The organism is Asanoa iriomotensis, assembly GCF_016862515.1.
Classification (GTDB): Bacteria; Actinomycetota; Actinomycetes; order Mycobacteriales; family Micromonosporaceae; genus Asanoa; species Asanoa iriomotensis.
The window spans coordinates 121,275-143,492 of sequence record NZ_BONC01000010.1 but is presented as its reverse complement, the minus strand read 5'-3'; the positions used below and the strand labels follow the sequence as shown (position 1 = coordinate 143,492).

The 22,218-nt window shown below is 73.5% G+C and carries 19 protein-coding genes; 11 read left to right on the top strand and 8 right to left on the bottom strand.

What is annotated here, in order from left to right; translation table 11 throughout:
- The first annotated feature begins 146 nt into the window (after window positions 1-146).
- Window positions 147-629, top strand: a complete 483-nt coding sequence (locus tag Air01nite_RS10060) for an ATP-binding protein (RefSeq protein WP_203701709.1) — start codon at window positions 147-149, stop codon at window positions 627-629.
- Window positions 626-1,006 carry an STAS domain-containing protein gene (locus Air01nite_RS10055; protein ID WP_239090625.1) on the top strand — a complete coding sequence of 127 codons (381 nt, stop codon included), beginning with the start codon at window positions 626-628 and terminating at the stop codon, window positions 1,004-1,006. Before Air01nite_RS10060 ends, Air01nite_RS10055 begins: the two co-directional genes overlap by 4 nt.
- Here the strand turns inward: Air01nite_RS10055 and Air01nite_RS10050 are convergent.
- Both Air01nite_RS10050 and Air01nite_RS10045 read right to left on the bottom strand, forming a co-directional pair.
- On the bottom strand, window positions 991-1,512 hold the full coding sequence (locus Air01nite_RS10050; RefSeq protein WP_203701708.1) for an SsgA family sporulation/cell division regulator: 522 nt from the start codon (window positions 1,510-1,512) through the stop codon (window positions 991-993). The two genes, Air01nite_RS10055 and Air01nite_RS10050, sit on opposite strands and share 16 nt — an antisense overlap.
- Window positions 1,513-1,678: 166 nt before the next feature.
- Window positions 1,679-2,275 carry a LysE/ArgO family amino acid transporter gene (locus Air01nite_RS10045; protein WP_203701707.1) on the bottom strand — a complete coding sequence of 199 codons (597 nt, stop codon included), beginning with the start codon at window positions 2,273-2,275 and terminating at the stop codon, window positions 1,679-1,681.
- A gap of 72 nt (window positions 2,276-2,347) precedes the next feature.
- Here Air01nite_RS10045 and Air01nite_RS10040 point away from each other — a divergent pair, with 72 nt between their 5' ends.
- Entirely contained in the window at window positions 2,348-3,226 is an 879-nt protein-coding gene (locus tag Air01nite_RS10040) for a LysR family transcriptional regulator ArgP (protein WP_203701706.1), read from the top strand.
- Window positions 3,227-3,230: 4 nt separating this feature from the next.
- On the opposite strand, the gene Air01nite_RS10035 is transcribed toward Air01nite_RS10040, so the two are convergent.
- Window positions 3,231-4,586: an ABC transporter substrate-binding protein gene (locus Air01nite_RS10035; RefSeq protein ID WP_203701705.1), complete on the bottom strand. Its 1,356-nt coding sequence runs from the start codon at window positions 4,584-4,586 to the stop codon at window positions 3,231-3,233.
- Window positions 4,587-4,790: 204 nt separating this feature from the next.
- Between Air01nite_RS10035 and Air01nite_RS10030 the strand changes: the two genes are divergently transcribed.
- The gene (locus Air01nite_RS10030) at window positions 4,791-5,705 is read left to right on the top strand and encodes an alpha/beta hydrolase (RefSeq protein WP_203701704.1); all 915 of its coding nucleotides are present in this window, start codon (window positions 4,791-4,793) and stop codon (window positions 5,703-5,705) included.
- A complete protein-coding gene (locus Air01nite_RS10025; protein WP_203701703.1) occupies window positions 5,702-6,145 on the top strand; it encodes a nitroreductase family deazaflavin-dependent oxidoreductase in 444 nt (147 codons plus the stop codon). Before Air01nite_RS10030 ends, Air01nite_RS10025 begins: the two co-directional genes overlap by 4 nt.
- Here the strand turns inward: Air01nite_RS10025 and Air01nite_RS10020 are convergent.
- Window positions 6,123-8,702: a winged helix-turn-helix domain-containing protein gene (locus Air01nite_RS10020; protein WP_203701702.1), complete on the bottom strand. Its 2,580-nt coding sequence runs from the start codon at window positions 8,700-8,702 to the stop codon at window positions 6,123-6,125. The genes Air01nite_RS10025 and Air01nite_RS10020 overlap by 23 nt on opposite strands.
- Window positions 8,703-8,814: 112 nt before the next feature.
- Between Air01nite_RS10020 and Air01nite_RS10015 the strand changes: the two genes are divergently transcribed.
- From Air01nite_RS10015 to Air01nite_RS10005, 3 genes are read left to right on the top strand one after another with little or no spacing between them, the layout of a single operon-like run.
- Window positions 8,815-9,771, top strand: coding sequence for an MBL fold metallo-hydrolase (locus Air01nite_RS10015; protein ID WP_203701701.1), 957 nt, complete (start codon window positions 8,815-8,817; stop codon window positions 9,769-9,771).
- A gap of 15 nt (window positions 9,772-9,786) precedes the next feature.
- Complete coding sequence (locus tag Air01nite_RS10010) at window positions 9,787-10,656, top strand: oxidoreductase (protein ID WP_239090624.1); 870 nt, start codon at window positions 9,787-9,789, stop codon at window positions 10,654-10,656.
- Window positions 10,657-10,689: 33 nt separating this feature from the next.
- Complete coding sequence (locus Air01nite_RS10005; protein ID WP_203701700.1) at window positions 10,690-11,049, top strand: nuclear transport factor 2 family protein; 360 nt, start codon at window positions 10,690-10,692, stop codon at window positions 11,047-11,049.
- A gap of 2 nt (window positions 11,050-11,051) precedes the next feature.
- Here Air01nite_RS10005 and Air01nite_RS10000 read toward each other — a convergent pair whose 3' ends face one another.
- The gene (locus Air01nite_RS10000) at window positions 11,052-14,099 is read right to left on the bottom strand and encodes a hypothetical protein (RefSeq protein WP_203701699.1); all 3,048 of its coding nucleotides are present in this window, start codon (window positions 14,097-14,099) and stop codon (window positions 11,052-11,054) included.
- Entirely contained in the window at window positions 14,096-17,140 is a 3,045-nt protein-coding gene (locus tag Air01nite_RS09995) for an FtsX-like permease family protein (RefSeq protein ID WP_203701698.1), read from the bottom strand. The genes Air01nite_RS10000 and Air01nite_RS09995 overlap by 4 nt, the downstream gene beginning before the upstream one ends.
- 149 nt (window positions 17,141-17,289) lie before the next feature.
- On the opposite strand from Air01nite_RS09995, the gene Air01nite_RS09990 reads away from it, so the two are divergent.
- Complete coding sequence (locus Air01nite_RS09990) at window positions 17,290-17,541, top strand: hypothetical protein (protein ID WP_203701697.1); 252 nt, start codon at window positions 17,290-17,292, stop codon at window positions 17,539-17,541.
- Here Air01nite_RS09990 and Air01nite_RS09985 read toward each other — a convergent pair.
- On the bottom strand, window positions 17,538-18,791 hold the full coding sequence (locus tag Air01nite_RS09985; RefSeq protein ID WP_203701696.1) for an ABC transporter substrate-binding protein: 1,254 nt from the start codon (window positions 18,789-18,791) through the stop codon (window positions 17,538-17,540). The genes Air01nite_RS09990 and Air01nite_RS09985 overlap by 4 nt on opposite strands.
- A 92-nt stretch (window positions 18,792-18,883) precedes the next feature.
- Between Air01nite_RS09985 and Air01nite_RS09980 the strand changes: the two genes are divergently transcribed.
- Window positions 18,884-19,714 carry a phosphoribosylaminoimidazolesuccinocarboxamide synthase gene (locus Air01nite_RS09980; protein WP_203701695.1) on the top strand — a complete coding sequence of 277 codons (831 nt, stop codon included), beginning with the start codon at window positions 18,884-18,886 and terminating at the stop codon, window positions 19,712-19,714.
- Between the two features lie 2 nt (window positions 19,715-19,716).
- On the opposite strand, the gene glpK is transcribed toward Air01nite_RS09980, so the two are convergent.
- Window positions 19,717-21,174: a glycerol kinase GlpK gene (glpK, locus tag Air01nite_RS09975; protein WP_203701694.1), complete on the bottom strand. Its 1,458-nt coding sequence runs from the start codon at window positions 21,172-21,174 to the stop codon at window positions 19,717-19,719.
- A 47-nt stretch (window positions 21,175-21,221) separates the two neighbouring features.
- On the opposite strand from glpK, the gene Air01nite_RS09970 reads away from it, so the two are divergent.
- Entirely contained in the window at window positions 21,222-22,157 is a 936-nt protein-coding gene (locus tag Air01nite_RS09970; protein ID WP_203701693.1) for a ribose-phosphate diphosphokinase, read from the top strand.
- The last annotated feature ends 61 nt before the right edge of the window (window positions 22,158-22,218 follow it).

Below are 22,218 nucleotides of genomic sequence, written 5' to 3'. Positions count from 1 at the left end.
GCGATGCGCGCCACCAGGGCCCTCGGAGGCTCGCCCGGGCGGATGCGGGGGTGGCCGGCAAGACGTAGTGTGATTGGGAGCCACCGCCGCGTGCCGGTGGCTCCAGGCTGCGGAAGCGGCCCTGACCAGCAATTCCGAGGCGGCACATGACCGACGACGGGCACCTTCGGCCGGAGGCGGTTGCGCCCGCTGCCGGGCCGCCGCTGCTCGTCGAGACGTTCGCACGCGGTCAGGTGACCGATCTCCGCCACTCGTTCGCCGCCTGCGCCGAGGCCGCCGGCCTGCGTGACCAGCGCCTTGACGACTTCGTCCTGGCCGTCAACGAGCTGATCACCAACGCGGTCCGGCACGGCGGTGGCGCCGGCCGCCTCCGCCTGTGGCGCGTCGGCGCGACGCTGGTCTGCGAGGTCTCCGACGGCGGCGGCGGGATCGGCGCGGAGCGGCTGGCCAGCAACGAGCGCCCGACCCCCGACACCGCCGGCGGCTGGGGTCTCTGGCTCGCCGGACAGCTCAGCGACAGCATGGTGGTGACCTCCGGCCCGGCCGGCACGACGGTGGAGATCACCACCGCGTTGGACGGTGCCGGGCGGGTCGCCGACCCGGCCGGCGCTGGGGAGCGCGCGGAGTGAGCACCGACCCGGCGCCCCGGCAGGCGACCGGCGGCCCGCGCATCGAGGAGACCGAGGTCGCCGCGCCGCTCGTGGTGACCCTGGAGCCGGCCGGCGAGGTCCTGCGGCTGCGGCTGGCCGGTGAGCTCGACATGTCCACCGCGCCGGAGTTGCTCTCCCGGATCGCCGACCTGGCCGCGGGCGGCTCACCGCGGGTGGTGGTCGACCTGACCGCGCTGACGTTCTGCGACTCGGCCGGGCTGACGGTGTTCGTCCGGGGCGACCGGCGGTGTGCGGAGGCCGGCGGCTGGCTGCGGCTGACCGGGGCGCACGGTCACGTGGCCCGGGTGATCGAGATCAGCGGCGTCGGCGACTCCCTGGGCTACCGCCCGTCCTGATCGAGATCGGGGTCGGCCTGGTCGGGCAGCTCCGGCAGCAGTTGCCCGCTCAGCCACGCGTCGGCGTCGAGGTCCAGTCGGTCGGCCTCGCTCCCGCGTGGCACCTGGGCGTAGGTGTCCGCGAGGAACGCGGCGATCGTCGCCCGCGGTGCCTCAAGCAGCGCCTGGCCGTCGGGCGAGGTCAGCGCCAGCGCGACCGCGTCGCCCTGGGTGGTGCGCCACGGCCAGATCCGCACGTCGCCGAGGCCGCTCGGCTCGTCGAGGCCAGCCGCGAGCAACTCGCGCGCGAACGACCAGCTGACCGCGTCCTGCCGGTGCCGGTCGAGAAAGAACCGCACCTGCACGGCGTACGGGTCGGCCGGGTCGTAGTGCAGCCCGCAGGACACGGGCACCCCGGTCGCGTCCGGCGCCAGCAGGCGCACCGTCGTCTCCACCGCGACCGCGGCCGGCTGTCGCGTCTCTTCCCCACCCGTCCCGTCGAACGCCGGAACCGGCTCACGCCCCATGCCGTCCCCCTCTCACCCGGACGTGCACCATGCCGATCGGAGGGCTCACCCGATCGTGTTGCGTGAATGGTGCCGTGTGTCAAGAGGGTGGGGTCGCACACAGCGTGCGCGCAACCCTGCTTTTCTGGTCCCGCCGGAGGGACCGTCGAAGGTGGACCTGTCGAGGTCAGGCGATGAGCAGGCTGGCGGCGATCGCCACCATGACGGCCGCGACGGCGCCGTCGAGCACCCGCCAGGCCGCCGGCCGGGCGAGCACCGGGGCCAGCCGACGGGCACCGCCACCCAGCGCGGCGAACCACACCCCGCTGGCCGCGGCGGCGCCGGCCGCGAACACCCACTGGTAGCGGTGCTGGTTGGCGATCGCACCGAGCAGCAGCACGGTGTCGAGATAGACGTGCGGGTTGAGGTAGGTGAAGGCGAGGCAGGCGACGAGGGTGGCCCGCAGCGTGGCGGGTCCGGCGTCGCTGGGGCGCAGCGCGGCCGGCCGCAGCGCCCGGCGGGCGGCCAGCACCGCGTAGCCCAGCAGAAACGCGGCCCCGCACCATTTGGCCACCTGGAGCAGCGTCGGGCGGCCGGCGATCGCGGTGCCCAGCCCGGCCACGCCGAGCGAGATCAACAGGGCGTCGGAGACGGCGCAGGTGATCACCACGGCCCAGACATGCTCGCGGCGCAGCCCCTGGCGCAGGACGAACGCGTTCTGGGCGCCGATCGCCGCGATGAGCGCGATCGAGTTGGCGAAACCGGCGAGCACGGAGGTGAGCATGGCGGAACCGTACGTGCGGGCGGCGCCCGTACTCCAGCTAAGGTTTTTCATGCTTGTTTAGAATTCTTCATCATGGCGCTCGACTCGACCCAGCTCGCGACGTTCGCCGCGGTGGTCGACGAGGGCAGCTTCGAGGCCGCGGCGCGGGTCCTGCACGTCACCCCGTCGGCGGTCAGCCAACGGATCAAGGCTCTGGAGCAGGCGGTCGGCCAGGTCGTGCTGCGCCGGGTGAAACCGTGCCGGGCCACCCCCGCCGGCCGGCCTCTGCTGCGGTTGGCCGGCCAGATCGCGGTGCTGGAACGCGAGGCCCTCGCCGCCGCCGGCCGGCGCGACGAGCCGTGGTCCCGCGCGGCCGTGGTGGTCAACGCGGACTCGCTGGCCACCTGGTTCCTGCCCGCGCTGGTCACGGCCGGCGATCGGATCCTGTTCGACGTGCGCGAGGACGACCAGGACCACACCGCCGAGTTGCTCCGCGACGGCGCGGTGATGGCCGCGGTGACGGCGCAGCGCGAGGCGGTGCAGGGCTGCCGCGCGGAGCGGCTGGGTGCGATGCGCTACCTGGCCACGGCGACACCCGCGCTGGCCCGGCGCTGGTTCCCCGCCGGCGGCACGCCCGGCGAGTTCGCCGAGGCGCCGATGCTGGTCCTGGACCGCAAGGACCGGCTGCAGCACCGTTTCCTCCGGGCGTTGACCCCGCGCCCGCCCGACCCGCCGACCCACTACGTGCCGTCGGCGTGGGGCTTCACCGAGGCGATCCGCCTGGGCGTGGGCTGGGGCCTGATGCCGGAACAGCTCGCGGAGGCGGACCTGGCCGCGGGCCGGGTGGTCCGCCTGGCGCCGGCCCACCACCTCGACGTCTCGCTCTACTGGCAGCACTGGAAGCTGACGTCGACGGTCCTCACGTCCCTGACCAAGGCCGTCCGCACGGCCGCCGCAGCCGGGTTGCGCTAGCTAGTTAGTTGGCTTCGGCGCCGTGGTTCACGCGGACGCCCGCCTTGGCGATCGCCTTGATGATCTGTGCGGACTCGCCGAACCCGATGAGGAGCACGCCGTCGGGGCTGGTGGCCCTGATCTGCTTGGCGCCGGACGCGAAGTCGATGTCGGGGGCGCCGGGTGTCGGCGGCTCGTACACCAGGGTCTCGACCTGGTCGGTCGGGAATCCCGCCTTCGTCAGCTCGGAGATGACGTTGTCCTTGAGGCCGACGCCGTACGAGTCGTCGCGGGCCACGATCGCGATCCGGCTCGGGCCGTCGCGGAGGATGACGTCGGCGAGCGCGCGGCCCTGCAGGACGTCCGAGGGCGACGTGCGGAAGAAGAGGCCCTTGTCGTCGATCGTGCTGAGCCCGGCGTCGGTGTTGCAGGGCGAGAACAGGACCAGCCCGGCCTTGACCACGTCAGGCAGCACCTCACGGGAGATGTCGGACGCGCCGGCTCCGATGATCACACTGACCTGGTCTGCGATGTGCCTGGCCACGGTCTCCTTCGCGACCGCCGGGTTGGTGCCGTCGTCGCCGGGCGCCCACACGACGTCCCGCCCGAACACACCGCCGGCCGCGTTGACCTCCTCGACCGCGAGCGCGGCGCCGGCCTCCATGGGCGGGTTGGCGAGCGCCAGGTCGCCGGTCTCCGGCAGCAGGCCACCGATCTTCAGCGGCTCCTTGGTGCCACGGGCGGGCGCACTCTTGGGCGGCTTCCGCGTGGTGGTGGCGGACTCGTCGCCGGCGCCGACGTACTCGGTCTTGCTGTCGTCGAGCCGGTCCTCGGGACCGAAATGCAGTGTCGCGTAGCTGGCGGTGGACGGCTCGCCGGCATCGGTGAACCCACCGCGGGTCAGCGAGATGCCGCGATAGTTGAGGTCGGTGCCGGCCCGGGCGAGCGCCAGACAGTCGGCCACCGCAGCACACTCGGTCCCACCGGTGGTGACCGAGTTGATCTGCCGGGCGATCGAGGCGGGCTCGTTGGTGCCCGCCTGCTCGGCGGCAAGCACACTGATCACCACGGCGTCGTAGGTCTCGCCCGCGAACAGAAAGTCGGAAAGACCAGGCCGGACGGCCTCGAGCCGCGCCTTGAAATCAGCGGACAACGGCGTGAGCGGCGTGGTCCCCTTCATCCCGGCGAGCAGACCGACCTGATCCTTGAACTCGTCACCAAAGGTGTTGATCATGTTGCCATCGGTGCCGTAAAGCCGGGTAAGCGCAGCGGCGGCGGTGTCCTGTGGCGAGGGCGCGCCCTGCTGGCAGGCCGCAACGGTCAGCACGAGCACGGCGGCCATGGCGGTAGCCAGGTGCCGCGCTCCGCGGGAGACGAGCATGGGTTGTGCGTCCTTCCTCGCCCCAAGGGTCCGGGGCCGAGCAAGCCTGCCATGTCGCATCTCGCCGGCTGATTCGCTTTCGCGCAACAAGGACGCAGGTCACAGCCACTTGCCCGCCGGGCGCGGAATCACCGGGATCCGGCGACGTCTGCTCACCTGCCTGCGGGCAAACCTGGTAGGTCCAGGCCGAAGGGAGATCCCGTCGTGAGCGTCCAGCAGCGCGAAAAGCTCGAAGCGATCCTGCGGCAGTCCGCCTTCCCGCCCGACATCGACCTCGGCGAGCAGCGGCGGCTGCTGCGGGAGGTGGCCTCGGCGCAGCCGCTGCCCGCCGACGTGAGTGTGACCGCCGGTGTGCTGGGTGGGGTGCCGACGGCCGAGATCACCGTCGATGGCGTCGACGCTCGCCATGTTGTCCTCTACTTCCACGGCGGCGTGTACGTGATGGGTGACGCCGCCCTCTCCGCCGATCTGGCCTCGCAGGTCGGTCGGCGGACCGGCGCCAGGGTCATCTCCGTCGACTACCGGCTCGCGCCCGAGCATCCGTATCCGGCGGCCGTCGACGACGCTCTCGCCGCCTACGAAGCCCTTCTGCGCGACGGCACCGCGCCGGCGGACATCGTCTTCGCGGGTGAGTCGGCCGGCGGCGGGCTCGCCGTCGCCACCATGGTCAACGCCCGCGATCACGGGCTGCCCCTGCCCGCCGCGGCCTTCGTCATGTCGCCCTACGCCGACCTGACCCTGGCCGGCGCGACCATGGAAACCAAGCGTGCGGCCGACCCGCTGATGAGTCCGCGAGCGCTCCACGACCGGGTCGCCGACTACGTGCCGGTGCCAGACACCGCGCTCGGGCTCGTCAGCCCGATCTTCGCCGATCTGTCGGGCCTGCCGCCGCTGGTCATTCAGGCTGGGACGCACGAGGTGCTGCTCGACGACGCCGTCCGGCTCGCCCGGGCGGCGGCCATCGCCGACGTCGAGGTCGTCCTCGACATCACCCCCGGGGTGCCGCATGTGTTCCAGGCCTACTACCCGGTCCTGGACGAGGCGACCGCGGCGCTGGATCGGGCCGGACAGCTCCTGACCGCGCATCTCGGCAGCGCTTTAGGACAGGTGACGTCATGACCGACTGGAACGCGAAGACCATCGCGGAGTTTCGGGCGCACGAGGGCAGGGTCGGCGGGACCTTCGAGGGAGCGCCGATGGTGCTGCTGCATCACCGTGGCCGCCGGAGCGGGCGGGAGTACGTCAACCCGATCATGTATCTCCCGCACGAGACCGACCCGGACACCATCTACGTCTTCGCGACCAGGGGTGGCGGGCCGGTCAACCCGCAGTGGTACGACAACGTGGTCGCCGCCGGTGTCGTCGAGGTCGAACGCGGGGTCGAGACCTACCGCGTGACCGTCCACGAGCTGACCGGCGCCGAACGCGACCGTGTCTACGCCGAACAGGCGCGCCGTTTCCCGGGCTTCGCCGAGTACGAACGCCAGGCCGCCGGAATCCGCACGATCCCCGTGCTCGAGCTCAAGCGGGAACAGCTCACCCCGACGCCAGCAGCCTGAGGTCACGGCCGCGTCGGACGGCCGCGGAGCGGTCCGTGGCGCCCAGCTTCGCGTAGATCCGGCGGATGTGGGTGTTGACGGTGTTGAGGGACACCGACAGCTCCGCCGCGATCTCGGGCCGGGTCAGGTTCGTCGGCAGGTAACGCAGCACCCGCAGCTCACTCGGGCTCAGGTCTTCGGTCGGTCGGTCGGCGGCCGGCCGCGGGCCGCCGCCGTGCACCGAGTCCAGGATGGACGCGACCAGCGCCGCGTGCGACGTCTCGTGCGCCGGCAGCGTCGTCAGCAGTTCCCACGCGCCGGTCACCGCGAACGGCAGGACCAGCCCGTCCGGTTCGGCCAGTCGCAGCGCCCGCTCCAACGATGCTCTGGCGGCGCGCTCGTCGTCGAGATCCCGGCACGCCAGTGCGTCCAACAGGTGGGTCTCGACCAGGGTGTCGCGCGTGGCGTGGCCGTCGAGGACCGCCGCGACCTCGCGACGGGCGCCGGCCGGGTCGTGCTCGGCCAGGCTGGTGACCGCGGCCGCGTTGCGCAGCTCGGCGGTGCTGGCCAACCGTGCGTCGACGGTCGCGAGGGTGGCGCGCGCCTGCTGAACCTGCCCGAGCCGGGCCCGGGTCGCGATCGTCCAGCCGGTGATCCGCGCCTCGAACGCGTGGCTGCCGGCCATCCGCGCCCGTACCGCGGCGGCGGTCAGAAGCTCCTCCAGCGCGTCGCGGTGCCGGCCGCGCGCCGCCACGAGGCCGGCGGCGACCAGGTGGACCAGCACCCGGATGCCCGGTTCACCCCCGCCCTGGGTCGCCCGCAGCGCCACGTCGAGCCAATGCCCGCCCCGGTCGAGATCGCCGACGCAGACGAGTATTCCGGCCAGGGTCGCCTGCGCGGGAGCGATCACCGGCTCGACCTCCCAGCCGTGCTGCGCGGCGTACGCGATGGCGTCTTCGCAGTCCCGCCGGGCCTGGTCGAGGGAGTGGGCGGTGGTGGCGAAACCCAGGTGCGCCAGGCAGGCGACCTCCAGATAGGTGCGGCCGATGTCGCGGGCGAGCGCGGCGCCCTGCCGCAGGTGGCGTTCGCTGTCCGCCAGCCGCCCCGACCAGGCCTCGGCGACGCCCTGGTTGAGCAGGGCGAGCGCACGCAGGTCGTTGCCGAGCGCCACGTCGATGTTGGACCGACCGGCCGGCGGGGGCACACCGCCCGCCTGCTTCAAGACGGCGTCGAGGTCGCCGCGCAGCCGGGCCAGGAGCAGATCCAGCGACGCGACCGCCACGTGCAGTCCGTACCCCTGGTCGGCCGTGGCCGCGAACGCTCTCGCCACGTCGAGGTGTGCGCCCGCCTGGTCGAGGCGCGCCTGGTCGAGGTCGGCGATCGCGTGCACCACCGACAGCCCGGGGAAGTCGTCCGCGATCCCCGTCGGGAAGGCGCGCAGCAGCGCACCGACCGTCCCCGCCCGGCCGTCCAGCGTGAGGCTGAGGGCCTGCTCGGTGAGCAGCCGGGTCGCGTCGGTCCAGTCGCCGGCCGCCTGGAGATGCCCGATCGCCTCGGCGGTCCGGTCGTGGTCGGCCAGCCAGCGCGCCGACGTCCGGTGCAGGTCCGGGATGTCCCGCGGGCTGGTGCGGCGCAGCTCCAGCCGCAGCAACCCGCCGAACAGGTGGTGGTAGCGGAACCAGGTGCGGTCGGGGTCGAGCGACACGACGAACGCGTTGTCGTCTTCGAGCTCCAGCAGGATCCGCTCCGCCCCGGTGCCGCCGGTGAGCAGGTCGGCCAACTCGCCGTTGACCCGGTCGAGCAAGGACGTGCGGAGCAACAGCCGGCGGACCTCGGGCGGTTGCCGGTCCAGCAGCTCGGCCATCAGGTACTCGACGACGGTCCGGTCGCTGCCGGAGAAGTCGGCCACGAACCGCTCGGGATCGGGGTGTCCGGCCAGGGACAGGACCGCGAGCCGCAGACCGGCCACCCAGCCCTCGGTCTTGTGGTACAGGTCGGTGACAAGCGGGTCGGGCAGCCTGATCCCGGCGGCGGCCAGGAGCTGGCGGGTCTCGTCCTGGCTGAAGCGCAGCCGGTCGGCCCGGATCTCCGACAGCTCGCCGGCCAGCCGCAGCCGGTGCAGCCGCAATGCGCCGTCATGGCGGGTGGCGACGATCGCGTGTACGCCCGGCGGCAGCTCGGTCAGCAGCCCGGTGAGCTGTTCGGTGGCATCGTGCGAGGTCAGCTCGTGCAGGTCGTCGATGATCAGCACGTCGGGGCCGCCGGGCGACGCCAGCTCGGACCGCACCCTGTCCACGAGGGTCGGTCCGTCCAGCTGTGGAGCCGGCGCCGGGGGCGGCGGGCCGCCGGTCGCGGTGCGGACCGCGCCGAGCAGTGCGAGCCAGAAGAGTTGCGCGTCGTGCTGGCCGGGCTCGACGGACAGGAACGCGACCGTGTGCGCCCGACCCGGGCCCGCGACCCACGCCCGCAGCAGCGAGGTCTTCCCGCTGCCGGCGGGTGCGGAGATGATCGTCACCCGCTTCCGGACGGCGCGATCGAGAACAGCGACCAGCTCGCGACGCTCGACGTCTCGCGGCACCTGGCCAGCGTAACTCCGCGTCAGATCACCGGAATCCGGTGACGACCGATCACCTGCCCGGCGGTGAACCTGGGAAACGTCCGAACCGTGCGGCCCGAAACGGAGAAAGACGATGACCTCAGCAGTCCTGCCCGACTACGTCCCGGTGCCCGACGCCTCCCTCGGCCCGGCGTTGAACGAGAACGGCTATTACGTCGGCCGCGTCGAGCGCAACCTGTTCTGGGTCACCGACGGCACGTACCAGTCGGCATTCCTTGCCACCCGTGACGGAGTGGTGCTCTTCGACGCCCCGCCGACCATCGGCCACAACCTGCGGAGAGCCGTCGACGAGGTGGCGGCGCGGGAGGGTGTCACCAACACCGTGACCCACCTCGTCTACTCACACCACCACGCCGACCACGCCGGCGCGGCGGGGCTGTTCGACGACGGTGTCGTCCGCGTCGGGCATGCCGAGACGCGGCGACTGCTGCTGCGGGACGACGATCCGAACCGGCCGGCACCGCAGGTCACCTTCGGCGACACCTACACGCTGCGCGTCGGCGGCGAACGGGCTGAGCTGGCGTTCCACGGGCCGAACCACTCGCCGGACAACATCTACGTCCACTTTCCGGATCATGACGCGCTGATGCTCGTCGACGTCGTCAACGCCGGCTGGGTGCCGATCTACAACCTCAATCTCAGCGAGGACGTGCCCGGCTACCTCGCCGCGCCGGAGCGGGCGACGGCGTACCCGTGGAAGCATTTCATCGGCGGTCATCTCGGCCGGCTCGGCACCCGGGACGACCTCGTCCTGCATCAGCAGTACATCGAGGACATCGTCGACAACGCGCGCGCCGCGCTCGCCTCGGTCGATCCGACACCCTATTTCCGGAAGTACGGCGCGAACGCCTGGGCCGGCGTGGCCGGCTACCTCGACGCCGTCACCGAGCGGGCCGCCGCCCCGGTCATCGCCAAGTACACCGGCGTGCTGGCCGCCGCGGACGTCGCGGCGTTCACCACCAGCACCACCTTCACCATCCTGCAGTCGATGCGCCTCGACCTCGGTGCCGGCTCGCAGATCCATCCATGAATCGAGGTGATCATCGTGCTTGGCGGGTCCACCATGCTGGGACGGTGGCGCGTCCACCGGACGGGGTACGGCGCGATGCAACTCGCGGGCGACGGGATCTTCGGACCGCCGCGGGACCCCGACGAGGCGGTGGCGGTGTTGCGGGCGGCCGTTGCCCGCGGCGTGAACCACGTCGACACCGCCCAGTACTACGGGGCGGGTGCGGTCAACACCCTCATCGCGTCGGCGCTGCGCCCGTACCCGGCCGATCTGGCCATCGTGAGCAAAGTGGCCGCTGTGCGTGCCGCGGACAACGGGCTCCCGGCGCTGGAGAGTCCGGGCGGGTTGCGGCAGGACATCGAGGACAACCTGCGCACCCTCGACACCGACCGCCTGGCAGCGGTCAACCTGCGGGTGATGGACCCGGCGCAGGAGCCGGACCCGCTGTTCGACGCCCACCTCGCGGTCCTCGTGCGAGCCCGCGCCGAAGGGCTGATCGACGGCATCGGCCTCAGCAACGTCTCCCGGCGGCAGTTGTTGCGCGCGGTCGAGCGGACGGAGATCGCCTGCGTGCAGAACCTCTTCAACCTGGCCGACCAGCGGTCCCGGGACGTCCTCGACGAGTGCACGGCACGCGGCATCGCGTTCGTGCCGTTCTGCCCCCTCGGCTGGCCCGGTGACGTGCGGCAACGCCTGCTGACCCACCCACCGGTCACCGCGGTCGCGGCCCGGCTGGGTGCCACGCCGATCCAGGTCGCGCTGGCCTGGCTGCTCGACCTCGCGCCGAACATCCTGCTCATCCCGGGCACCCGCACCCGGGGCCACCTCGCCGAGAACCTCGGCGCCGCCGATGTCCGGCTCGACGACCCGGCCCGCGTCGTGCTGAAGCGTTTGTCCGCCGCCTAGCGGGTAGCCGTCACTGTGGAGAGGAGTAGTCCCATGTCAACGACAGAGGAGTTGCTGCAGAGCAACCTGCACGAGGTCTTTTCCGAGGAGGACCCGGGACGTCGGTGGGCGGCGATCGAGCGGACCTACACGGAAGACGTGACGTTCATCGATCCGGACGGCAGGTTCGTGGGGTGGCAGGCACTGAACGACCAGGCACAGCGACTGCTGGACGGTCCGCTGAAGGGGCTGGTGTTCGAGGAGGACGGCCCTGGATACGTCGGCCCCGACACCGCCGCCCTGCCGTGGCGGGTCGGGCCGCCCGGGAAGCCGCCGGTGTCCCGCGGGATCGACGTGGTGACCATTCGTGACGGCAAGCTGAGCGTCGTGCGTACGTTGCTGGCGCCGGGCTGACGTCAGAGCGACGACCGGCGGCGCTGGCCGACCAGGGTGAAAGCGACCAGCAGGAGGCAGGCCGCCCAGACCAGGGCGAGGGTGACCGGGTCCGGCAGCACGGGCAGGGCCACCGGCCAGGAGTCGTCCAGGAAGACCGGGGTGGCCGGGCCCGCGACCGCCCAGGCCGCCACCGCCAGCAGCGGGCCGACCAGCACGCCGACCAGGGTCGGCCACATGCTCTGGCGCCGGGCGGCGGCGCGCAGCGTCGCGGCTGCCACGCCCTGGGCGCGCAGCATCCGGCCGCGAGTCGACCGGCCCGTGCGCTCGACCGCCGCCACCAGGCCCAGCCCGAGCAGCACCAGCAGGGCCGCGAAGGCCGCGGTGACCAGTTCGTAGCGGGCGGCCAGCGCGGCGCCCGAGCGGTCGGTGTAGGCGGACCGGTCGCTCGCGGCGGTCTCGCCCAACACGGTCAGGTCCGCGTCGGCGAGGCGGTTCAGCGCGTCGGCGGGCGCGTCCGGGCCGAGCCAGACCTGGGGCCGCCCGCCGGCACCCATCGGTGCGGCCCGGTCCAGATAGTCGAGGTCGGCCAGCAGCCCGGAGGCCCCGACACCCGGCAGCGTCGGCAGGGACCCGACGGCCGTCGCCGGTGCCGGCTCCGTGTGGCCGGGCGTCGCCACCGCCCAGCCGGTGTCGGTCTCCCGGGCCGTCGCGGAGTCGGTCCGCAGCACGGGCAGCACCTCGGGCACGTCGGCCACGGTCAGCCGCTGCGGCGCGTTGCTGGTGGCCATCTCGACGGTGGCCACGCCGCCCTCGGCGGTCAGCCTCGGCGCGGTCGCCGTGACGTTGTCCTGTGTGGACCCCCGCCAGCGGGTCGGGTCGCCGAGCACGGCGCCGTCGGCCACCACCTGGTCCGGCGCGAGCTGCCGGATCTCGTGCACGGTGAGCGCGAGCGTCGAGGGCACCGGCTCGACCTCGAGGGCGATCAGCCGGCAACCCGCGTCGCAGGCGGGCAGGTTGCCGGCATACCGGTGCCGGCCGAGTTGGAGGTCGCCCATCGGCACCGGGCGTTCGGTCTCGCCCGGCGGCTGCACGACGGCCCGCAGCTCCGGCTTAGAACCCGGCCGGAACCCGCCGCGGACGGGATCGGAACCGGGCATCGCCACGGTCGCGTCGACCTGGATCCGGTTGCCGGTGATCGTGACCGACGGCGCCACCGGCGGGCGGAGCCGGCTGACGAGGTCGGCGGGCACGGCGCCGCCCACGGAGACCGTCTCCAGCCGGTCGGTGTCGACCGCGACCGTCGGCGGCCCGGAGCCGGTCGTCGGAATGGCCACCGCGGCCATCGCCCAGCGGCCCTCGGGGTCGGCGGCGCGCACGGCTGCGCGCAGGGTGCCGCCGCTGACCAGGTTGACGTCGAGCACACGATCAGCGCCGAGCTCGACAGCGGCGCGGTTGGCCCGGGCGGCGTCGCCGGCGTCGACCGCGAGCACGGTGAAGCAGAGCAGCGCGGCGCCGAGCACGGCCAGCGTCACCGCGCGCCGGGGCGCCGACCGCCGGGACAGCTCGATGCCCGCGAGCGCGCCCGCCAGCCGGCCCGCGGACAGCGCCCGGCGGCCGATCCGGCGCGCGGCCGGTGCCAGCAGGCGCCCGGCGAGCAGCGCACCGGCCAGGATCAGCAAGGCGGGCGCGAGCAATGCGAGACCGCCGCGGATCGGGCCGCTGCCGGTGCGCGCCTCGACGACGGCGAACGCGGCCAGCGCGACCACCATCGCGTCGACCGTCGCCGACCGCCACACCCCGCCCTGCCGGGTCACCCGGCGCAGCAGGTCGACGGCCCGGCCGGCGACCAAGGGCCGGTAGGCGAGCGCCACGGCCAGCACGGCGCCGGCGACCGCCACGAGGGCGAACCGGCGCAGGCTGCTGCCCAGACCCAGGTCGACGTCGCCGCCGGGCACCGCGAGGGCGCCCACGTACTGGCCCGCCAACCAACCCAAGGGCGCGCCGGCCAACACCGCGACCGCGTCCGGGCCCGCGGCGAGCCACCAGCGGTGCGGCACCGGCAGGCCGCGCACCGCGACCTGGCCCAGCTCGGTGCGGCGCGCCTCGGCTCCGGACGCGGCAGCCAGGAAGATCACGAACCAGCAGAGGGGTACGACCATCAGCGCCAGCCAGGGCACCAGCGAGCGCACCGCCGACCGGCTCTGCCCGATCCGGTCGATCAGGCCGTCCGTGCCGGGCACCAGGAGGGCGTCGAGCCCGCTGGCCTTGGCCTGCAGGTCCGCCATCTCGGCCCGGTAGCCGTCGACCCAGTCGACCGTCAGCTGGGCCGGATCGGCGACCAGGTCGTAGGACTGTGCCTCGGGCACCTCGAGCTGGAAGAGCCGGCCGGTGGCCCGGGAGCCGTAGACGGGCTCGACGCCGATCCGCTCGATGGTCGCGGTGGTGCGCACCTTCGGGTCGCTGAACAGGCCGGGCGGGAACGGCGAGAGCGGCCCCCAGTAGGGCGCGGCCGGCTCGATCGGCCGGTAGACGCCGACGACGGAGACCGAGACGGCCCGGCCGACCCGGACGAGCTGGGCGGCGCCGTCGACGGTGTCGAACCGCGACTGCCGGAGCGAGACCGTGTCGCCGACCCCGGCGTCGAGTTGGGCCGCGCTCTGGAAGCCGATCATCACTTCGCCCCGGCCCGTCGGGCAGCGCCCGGCGTCGAGGGTGACGTGTGCGCAGACATCGTCGCGGTAGGAAAGCTGCCACGCGAGGTCGCGGTCGCGCGGTGCGACGGCGAAGGCGGCACCGAAGTAGAGGTCGAACCCGGGGGTGACCAACTGGGTGGCGCCGAGCCGTTCGAAGCTGTCGCCCGTCTCCGCGACGTCGGCAGACGGCCGGATGCCGAACACGGTCTCGTGGGGTGCGGCCGCGGCCACCTCGGTCGCGACGACCGAGCGTTCCGCCGCGGCGCTGTAGGCCGGGCCGGCCACCGCCGCCGCCACCGGCAGCGCGCCGAGCAGCAGCAGCACGCCCGTGCGCCCGCGGGCCGCGCGGAGCAGGTCGACGATCACGCCGATCATGCCGACTCCCCACCGTCGCGCCGCGGCCGTCCCGAGGCGAGCGCCACGACCAGGGCGAACACCAGCGCGGCGGCGGCCGCGGCGAGCAGCAGCGGCCCGGGGCGCACGGCGGGCGGTGCGGGCAGCACGTCCCAGCGGTCGGGGAACGCGGACAGCGGCGCGGCGAGGATCGTGCGCGCGGGCAGCGCGGTGAGCACCCCGGCGACCAGCGCGACGGTCGCCACCATCAGGTAGCCGCCGAACATCGCCCGCCGTGCGGTGCGCGCCGTGAGCCCCTGGTGGCGCAGCGACGCGAGCTCGCCGCCGCGCGGCCGGCGCTCGACCGCGACGATGACACCCAGCGCTCCGGCCGACAACAGCACCATCACCGCGGCCGCCAGCAACTGGAACCGGATCGTGGACGGCGGCGCCTGGCGCGAGTAGCTCTCCGCCCGGGCCGCGATCGTGCCGCTGCCGAACACCGTCACGCCGTGGTCCGCGAGCCGCTCGGCGAGGTCGGCGGGCGCCGCATCGGTCGCCCACACCTGCAGCGACTCGCCGCCGCCGAGGTCGCCGCCCATCAGGTCGGCGGTCTCGAGGTCGATCAGCACGGCGTCGCGCCCGACCCGGGGCACCGCACGCGCCGCCCCCGCGACGGAAATCGGCACCGCGATGCCCGGGAACGCCAGCACGTGCGGGTCGGAGGCGGCGAACTCGGCGCCGCGGACACCGGCGGCGATGGCGGGCAGTCGTTCGGGGCTGTCGTCGACGAACACGTACGGATCGCTGTCGACCGGCCGGCCCGGCGTGATGACCAGACCCTGCGGGGTGACGGACACCGCCGCGGGTGCGGGGCCGGCGCCGACCGCGGTGCGCCAGCGGGACCGGTCGGCGAACGTCGCCTGGTCGACGCCGCCGTCCGCGCCGCGCAACGCGGAGAACAGCACGGCGTCCGGCGCCGGATATTCCGGCTCGACGGTCGGCGCCGCGTCCGGCGGCTGTGTGGCCGGTGGCTCGGCGACCGGCCGGACGGCGCCCTTGCCGACGATCTCGAACGAGACCAGCCGGCAGCCGGCGGCGCAGCCCTCCGCCGGGCGGCTGTAGTCGGCGCGGGCGCCGCTGACCCGACCGAAATCCACGGTGACCACCGCGCCGCCGGCGGCGGCGAGGGTGGCCTTGACCGTGGCGCTGCCCCGCGGCGCGGCGGCCGTCAGCGTCAGCCGCTCGCCGCTCACGGTCAGCGGCGCAGGCGCCTCGGGCCGCAGTCGGGCGGCGACCGCCGCGGCGTCGGCGCCGCCGTATTCGCCGCGCCAGCGGGCGACGGTGGCCAGCCGCGTGGCGTCGACGGCCAGCACCCCCGCGTCCTCGGACGCGACGACGGCCATCGCGAACCGGCCCTGCTGGTCGACCGCCCGGGTCGCCGCGAGCAGCGCGCCCCGGCTCGGCGCGGTCACCAGCAGCACCTGGTCGGCGCCGATCTCGTTGGCCGCGCGCTCGGCGCCGGACCGCGTCGTGGTGTCCGATGTGGTCACCGCGACGCAGAACAGCGTCACGGCAGCGGTCAACAGGGCGGTCAGCCGCGGCACCGCGGGTCGGCGGGCCAACTCGGTCGCGGTGAACGCGACACCCAGCCGGCCGGCCCGCAACGCCCGCCGGCCGACCCGGGCGGCCACCGGCACGACGACGCGGGCCAGCACCACACCCAGGGCGAAGGCCAGCAGGGCCGGCGCGAGCAGGGCCAGCCAGGTGCTCTGCTGGGTCGTGCCCGCCACGGGGGCGCGGCTGGCATAGGACCACGCCTCGTACGCGCCGGCCAGCGCGAGGATGACCAGCACGCCGTCGACCGCGCCGTATCGCCAGCCGACGTGCCGCGGCGGCACCGCGCGCATCAGCAGCCCGACCGGTGCCGACAGCGCCCGCCGCTCGGCGATCGCGGCGGCCAGGATCGCGCCGACCACGGTCACGGTCGCCGCCGCGACGGAGAGCAGGTCGGTGGTCGTGGCGGACATGCCCCCGATGCCGGTGCCGGCCCGCAGCGGGAGCACCGCGGCCAACCCGACCAGGCCGCCCGCGAGCATCGGCAGTGCGCTCTGGCCGAGGGTGAGCGTGAGCATGCGGGCCCGGCCGGCGCCGCGGAGCTTGAGCAGGCCGATGTCCCGGTGCCGCTCGAGCGCGCCGTGCCGGACCGCCAGGAACAGCGCGATCCAGCAGAACGCGAGCAGCTCGACCAGGCTGATCGGCACCGCGTACACGATGTCGAGCTGGCTGTTGTAGATGTTGACCGCGAGCACCCGCAGAGGCGTCTCCGGCTCGAAGCCGCGTTGGCCGAGCTGCCGGCCGGCGTCGATGACGTGGTCGCGCACGGCCAGGGGCGCGGTCCGCGCGAACAGGTCGCCGCCGGCCACCGCGTCGACGACCAGCGTGGTCGTCTGCGGCTGCGCGGCCACGATGGTCTCGGGCGTGGTGAGCAGCGGTGCCGGCTGCGCCCGGGAGGCGTCGACCAACCGCGCGGCGGCCCAGTAGTCGGAGTAGGGGTCCGCGATGCGGTAGACGGCGGAGACCGTCAGCGGCCGCTGCTCGTAACCGGGCGCGTAGCGCAGCCGGTCGCCGGCCTTGACACCGAGCAGCCGGGCCGTGGCCTCGTTGACCGCGATCTCGCCGGGCCGGCTGGGGCAGGTGCCGTCGAGGACCACCTCGGCGCAGAACCCGCTGCGGTGGACGAGGAGCATCGTGTTGCTGTCCCGGCCCCGCACCACCGAGCCGTTGACCATCCAGGTGCCGTGCACGGACAACGCCGGCAGCCCGATCGCCGCGGAGACCTCCTGCTCGGCCTGGCTGACCGTGTCGGGGCGCAGGTCTCGGGTGTCGATGCCGCGCCGCATGAAGACCGCCCGGTCGGCGACCGGTGCCGCCTGCGCCGACGCGCTGGCCAGGTCGCGGGTGCTGGCGGCGATGTATTGCGGTGCCGCGGCGGCCGCGCCGGCGGAGAGCACCGTGAGCAGGAACAGGGTGATCGACGGCGCCCGCCGGCTGGCGAGTGCGCGCACGATCAGACCGAACATCCCCGCTCCTGTCGACCGAGCCCGGCTGCGCCGCCGGACACTCCCTGGTGGACGCGACCACCGTGCGGAGAGGTTGTCACGATCTTCTGTTCGTGTCTGCCCCGTGACCCGATGCGACGGCACTTGCGCCCGCACCGCAGGATGGCTACATGGAACTCCTCCGCAAATGGGCCGGCCGGGTCGGCGCGGTCGTCACCGCCGCGACGCTGGCCGTCTTCGTGCCCGCCGTCGCCTGGGCCAGCACGTCCGGCACGTCCGAGATCGTCTACGAGGCGGCCCGCCGCCGGCGTGGCGGCCTGGGCTTCCTCGGCGTCGGCAGCCTGCTCTGCTGCCTGGTCGTGATCGCGCTGATCGTGCTCGCCGTCGTGCTCGTCACCAAGCGGAGCCGCAAGCGCGGCTAGCTCGCCAGGGCGGTGGCGGCCGCGCGGGAGAACTCGGCGGCGGCGTCGTCCGGGCTGTATTTCTCGCTCGCCACGGTCGCGGCCGCCGCGGCCAGCAGCTCACGCAGCTTGGCGTGCGCGGCCGGCGGCGGGGCCGGCGACGGGCCGATCCGGTCACGCATCGCGCTCTCGAACTCGTGCGCGGTGCGGGCCGGCCCGTCGGCCAGGTCGGTGGCGTTGGCCTCGCGCACCTCCAGGTTCGGCGCGAAACCCCGGACGTCGCCGAGTTGGCGCCCGGCCTGTGGGTCGTTGGTCAGGAAGTTGACGACGTCGGCGAGCACGTCCGGGTGCCGGGTGCCGCGGTAGCCAGCCCAGTAGTAGGAAGCCCGCGACCACTGCGCGCGGGTGTCGCCCGGGCGGGCGACCAGCGCGAGATCGTCGTCGTCGCGCTGCTGCCAGGCCGGGAACTCGGCGGACCAGCCGAACGCGGCGACGGCCGCACCCTCGGTCAGGGCCCGCTCGCCGGCCGGGCGGGCGATCGCGTCGGCCGCGCGGGCCTCCTGCCACATCGCGAACCACCGTGCGGTGTCGCCGGGCGCGAAGCCGGGCGCGGCGCCCTCGTAGAGGTCCTTGCCCTGCGCCCGCAGCCACATCCAGTACGCGTCGAGGTCGCCGGACCCGTCGGCCAGGCCCGCGATCTCGCCGTCGCTCTCCTCGCCGACCTCCGCGGCCCAGGTGAACAGCTGCGGATAGGTCATACCGGTCTTCGGCTCGGCCACCCGCAGCTCGCGGACCATGGTGCGGTTGTAGACGAGGGCCGGGGTCTCGGCGCCGGCGGCCACCCCGACCACCTTGCCGTTGACGGTGCCGTACCCGGCGAGCCCCGGCGGGAACGCCGTGACGTCGATCCGGCCGTCCGTGGCCGCCGCGCTCAGGTCGAGCAGCAGCCCCCGGTTGGCGTAGTCGACCAGCCGGCTGTCGTCGATCTGGAACAGGTCGGGCGCGTTGCCGCCCACCGCCTGCGTGGCCAGGCGGTCGTAGTAGCCCTGCGCACCCTGCCAGGTGATTTTGAACGTGGTGCCCGGGTGCCGGGTCGAGTAGAGCTCGAGCGCCGCCTCGGTGCGTTCGGCGCGCGCCTGGTCGCCGTACCAGAAAACCGAGATCGTCACCGGGCCGCTCGACCCTTCCTCGCGACCCGCCGAGCAGCCGCCGGCCAGCAGCGAGACGGCCGCGAGCAACGCGACCACCGGCCGGCAGGGGAAGGTGCGCACGCGCGGACTCCTCGCTGTCGGGGCAAGTTACCGGACCGTCAACTAGACCGCCCGTACCGACGGGTGTCAACAGCCCGTGATCTACTGAAATCGTGGAGCTGGTGCACCAGGGCAAGGTCCGTGACGTGTACGCCGACGGCGACGAGCTCGTGCTGGTGGCGTCCGACCGGCTGTCCATCTACGACGTGATCCTGCCGACGCCGATTCCCGACAAGGGCGCGATCCTGACCCGGCTGTCGCTGTGGTGGTTCGAGCAGCTCGCCGGCATCGTGCCCAACCACGTGATCTCGTGGACCGACGTGCCGGCCGAGTTCGCCGGGCGGGCGATCCGGGTCCGCCGGCTCGACATGCTGCCGGTCGAGTGCGTCGCCCGCGGCTATCTGACCGGCGGCGGCAAGCGGGAGTACGACCGCACCGGCACGGTCTCCGGGGTGCCGCTCGAACCCGGCCTGGTCGAGGCGGCCCGGCTGCCCGACCCCATCTTCACGCCGTCCACCAAGGCGCCCGCCGGCGCACACGACGAGCCGATCTCCTTCGACCAGGTGATCGCCGAGGTCGGGCGGGAGACCGCGGAGGCGATCCGGGACATCACGCTGGCCGTCTACCGGCGGGGCGCCGAGCTGGCGGCCGAGCGCGGCGTGCTGATCGCGGACACCAAGATCGAGATCGGTCGCGCGCCCGACGGCGCCCTCGTGCTGGCCGACGAGGTGCTGACCCCGGACTCGTCGCGGTTCTGGCCGGCCGACGACTACGAGCCGGGGCGCGCCCAGTTCTCGTTCGACAAGCAGTTCGTCCGCGACTGGGCGACCGAGGCGGGCTGGGACAAGAAGTCGACGCCGCCACCGGTGCCGGCCGACGTCGTGGCGGTGACCCGGGCGCGCTACATCGACATCTACGAACGGCTCACCGGCGAACCCTGGTAAAACTAGACCCAGTCGAGGGTACGGGACACCGCCTTGCGCCACTGTGCCCACTCGCGCTCGCGGCGGGCCTTGTCCACGAGGGGCTGCCAGTCGCGGTCGGCCTGCCAGTGCGCGCGCAACGCGTCGAGGTCCGGCCAGAAACCCACCGCGAGCCCGGCCGCGTAGGCCGCGCCGAGGCAGGTCGTCTCCGTGACCCGCGGTCGCACCACCGGCAGGTCGAGCACGTCCGACAGCGTCTGCATGAGCAGGTCGTTGACGGTCATCCCGCCGTCGACCCGCAACCGGCGCAGGGCCACGTCGGTGTCGGCGTTCATCGCGTCCACCACCTCGCGGGTCTGCCAGGCGCTCGCCTCCAGCGCCGCGCGGGCCACGTGCGCGCGGGTGATGTAGCCGGTCAGCCCGGCGATCACGCCCCGCGCGTCGCCGCGCCAGTGCGGCGCGAACAGCCCGGAGAACGCCGGCACGATGTAGCAGCCGCCGTTGTCGTCGACCGACGCCGCCAGCGCCTCGATCTCGTCGGCGCTGCCGATCAGGCCGAGGTTGTCGCGCAGCCACTGGACCAGTGCGCCGGTCACGGCGATCGCGCCTTCCAGGGCGTACGCGGGCGCGCCGGAGCCGACCTGGTAGCCGACCGTGGTGAGCAGCCCGTGCCGGGACACCACCGGGGTCGCACCGGTGTTGACCAGCAGGAAGCTGCCGGTGCCGTAGGTGCACTTGCCCTCGCCGGGCTGGAAGCAGGCCTGCCCGAACAGCGCCGCCTGCTGGTCGCCGAGCGCGCCGGCCACGGGCACGCCGTCCACCAGCCCGCCGCGGGCCGTCCCGTAGACCTCGGCCGACGGCCGGATCTCGGGCAGCATCGCCCGCGGCACGCCCATGGCGTCGAGCAGGTCCGGGCTCCAGTCGAGGGTGCGCAGGTCCATCAGCAGCGTCCGGCTGGCGTTGGTGACGTCGGTGACGTGCCGGCCGGTCAGGTTCCAGATCAGCCAGCTGTCGATGGTGCCGAACAGCACGTCACCGCGCTCGGCGCGGTCGCGCAGCCCGTCGACGTGGTCGAGCAGCCAGCGCACCTTGGGCCCGGCGAAGTAGGTGGCCAGCGGCAACCCGGTGATCCGGCGGATCTCGTCGGCACGGTCGGCGAGCGTACGCAGAATCGGTTCGGTCCGGGTGTCCTGCCAGACGATCGCGTGGTGCACGGGCTCGCCGGTGACCCGGTCCCAGACCACGGTGGTCTCGCGCTGGTTGGTGATGCCGAGCGCGGCGATGTCGTATCCCGCGACCGCCTCGTCCACGACGGCGCGCACGTCGGCCCAGATCTCGGCGGCGTCGTGCTCGACCCAACCAGGCTGCGGATAGCGCTGGCGGTGCTCGCGCCGGGCGACGGACACGATCCCGCCGTCGGCGTCGAAGACGATGCAGCGGGAGGAGGTGGTCCCTTGGTCGATCGCGGCGACGTGCGGCATGCGGGCCATTGTGCCGGGCCGGTGGGCGCCCGAATAGGATCGAATCCGTGCGCGAGATCGCGGTCTTCAGCGGTGGTGCCCATCCCGAGCTGGCAACGGACATCTGCGCCCACCTGGGCGTGCCGTTGCTGCCGACCAGGATCTCCCGCTTCGCCAACGACTGCCTAGAGGTGCAGCTGCAGGCCAACTGCCGGGAGCGCGACGTCTTCCTGATCCAGCCGATCGTCGCGCCGACCCAGGAGAACCTGGTCGAGCTCTTGTTCATGATCGACGCGGCCCGCGGCGCCTCGGCCGGGCGGATCACGGTGGTGCTGCCCCATTTCGCGTACGCCCGCTCGGACAAGAAGGACGCGCCGCGCATCTCGATCGGCGCCCGCCTGGTCGCGGACCTGCTGGTGTCGGCGGGCGCGCACCGCGTGCTGGCGATGACGCTGCACTCGCCGCAGGTGCACGGTTTCTTCAGCATCCCGGTCGACCACCTGCACGCGCTGCGCGAGCTGGCCGCCCACTTCAAGGGCGAGGACCTGAGCGAGACGGTCGTGGTCTCGCCGGACCTGGGCAACGCGAAGGAAGCGGCGGCGTTCGCGCGGATGCTCGGCACACCGGTGGCGGCGGGCGCGAAACAACGCTTCCAGGACCGGGTCCGCATCAGCGCGGTCATCGGCGACGTCACGGACCGCGACGTGATCGTCCTGGACGACGAGATCGCCAAGGGCAGCACGGTGATCGAGCTGGTCGACCACCTGCACCAGCTCAAGGCCCGCTCGATCCGCCTGGTCTGCACCCACGGCCTGTTCGCGGAGGACGCCCTGGACCGCCTGGCGACGCTGGACGGGGTCCGCGAGATCGTCTGCACGAACACGGTCCCGATCCCGGCCGAAAAACGCGTCCCGCAACTGACGGTGCTCTCGATCGCCCCGGCCCTGGCCGAGGCCATGCGCCGCATCCACAACGGAGAGTCCGTCAGCGCGCTGTTCGCCTGATCCTTCCGCGCGCGTGACAACGTTCGGTCATGCTGCTGCGTGGTGGCTTGATGTGAGCATG

Coding starts and splice junctions, on each gene's coding strand:
- Air01nite_RS09990 (WP_203701697.1), top strand. CDS start 17,290: ATGGAACTCCTCCGCAAATGGGCCGGCCGGGTCGGCGCGGTCGTCACC.
- Air01nite_RS10045 (WP_203701707.1), bottom strand. CDS start 2,275: ATGCTCACCTCCGTGCTCGCCGGTTTCGCCAACTCGATCGCGCTCATC.
- Air01nite_RS10000 (WP_203701699.1), bottom strand. CDS start 14,099: ATGATCGGCGTGATCGTCGACCTGCTCCGCGCGGCCCGCGGGCGCACG.
- Air01nite_RS10050 (WP_203701708.1), bottom strand. CDS start 1,512: ATGGGGCGTGAGCCGGTTCCGGCGTTCGACGGGACGGGTGGGGAAGAG.
- Air01nite_RS10035 (WP_203701705.1), bottom strand. CDS start 4,586: ATGCTCGTCTCCCGCGGAGCGCGGCACCTGGCTACCGCCATGGCCGCC.
- Air01nite_RS10040 (WP_203701706.1), top strand. CDS start 2,348: ATGGCGCTCGACTCGACCCAGCTCGCGACGTTCGCCGCGGTGGTCGAC.
- glpK (WP_203701694.1), bottom strand. CDS start 21,174: ATGCCGCACGTCGCCGCGATCGACCAAGGGACCACCTCCTCCCGCTGC.
- Air01nite_RS10025 (WP_203701703.1), top strand. CDS start 5,702: ATGACCGACTGGAACGCGAAGACCATCGCGGAGTTTCGGGCGCACGAG.
- Air01nite_RS10060 (WP_203701709.1), top strand. CDS start 147: ATGACCGACGACGGGCACCTTCGGCCGGAGGCGGTTGCGCCCGCTGCC.
- Air01nite_RS10005 (WP_203701700.1), top strand. CDS start 10,690: ATGTCAACGACAGAGGAGTTGCTGCAGAGCAACCTGCACGAGGTCTTT.
- Air01nite_RS09995 (WP_203701698.1), bottom strand. CDS start 17,140: ATGTTCGGTCTGATCGTGCGCGCACTCGCCAGCCGGCGGGCGCCGTCG.
- Air01nite_RS10015 (WP_203701701.1), top strand. CDS start 8,815: ATGACCTCAGCAGTCCTGCCCGACTACGTCCCGGTGCCCGACGCCTCC.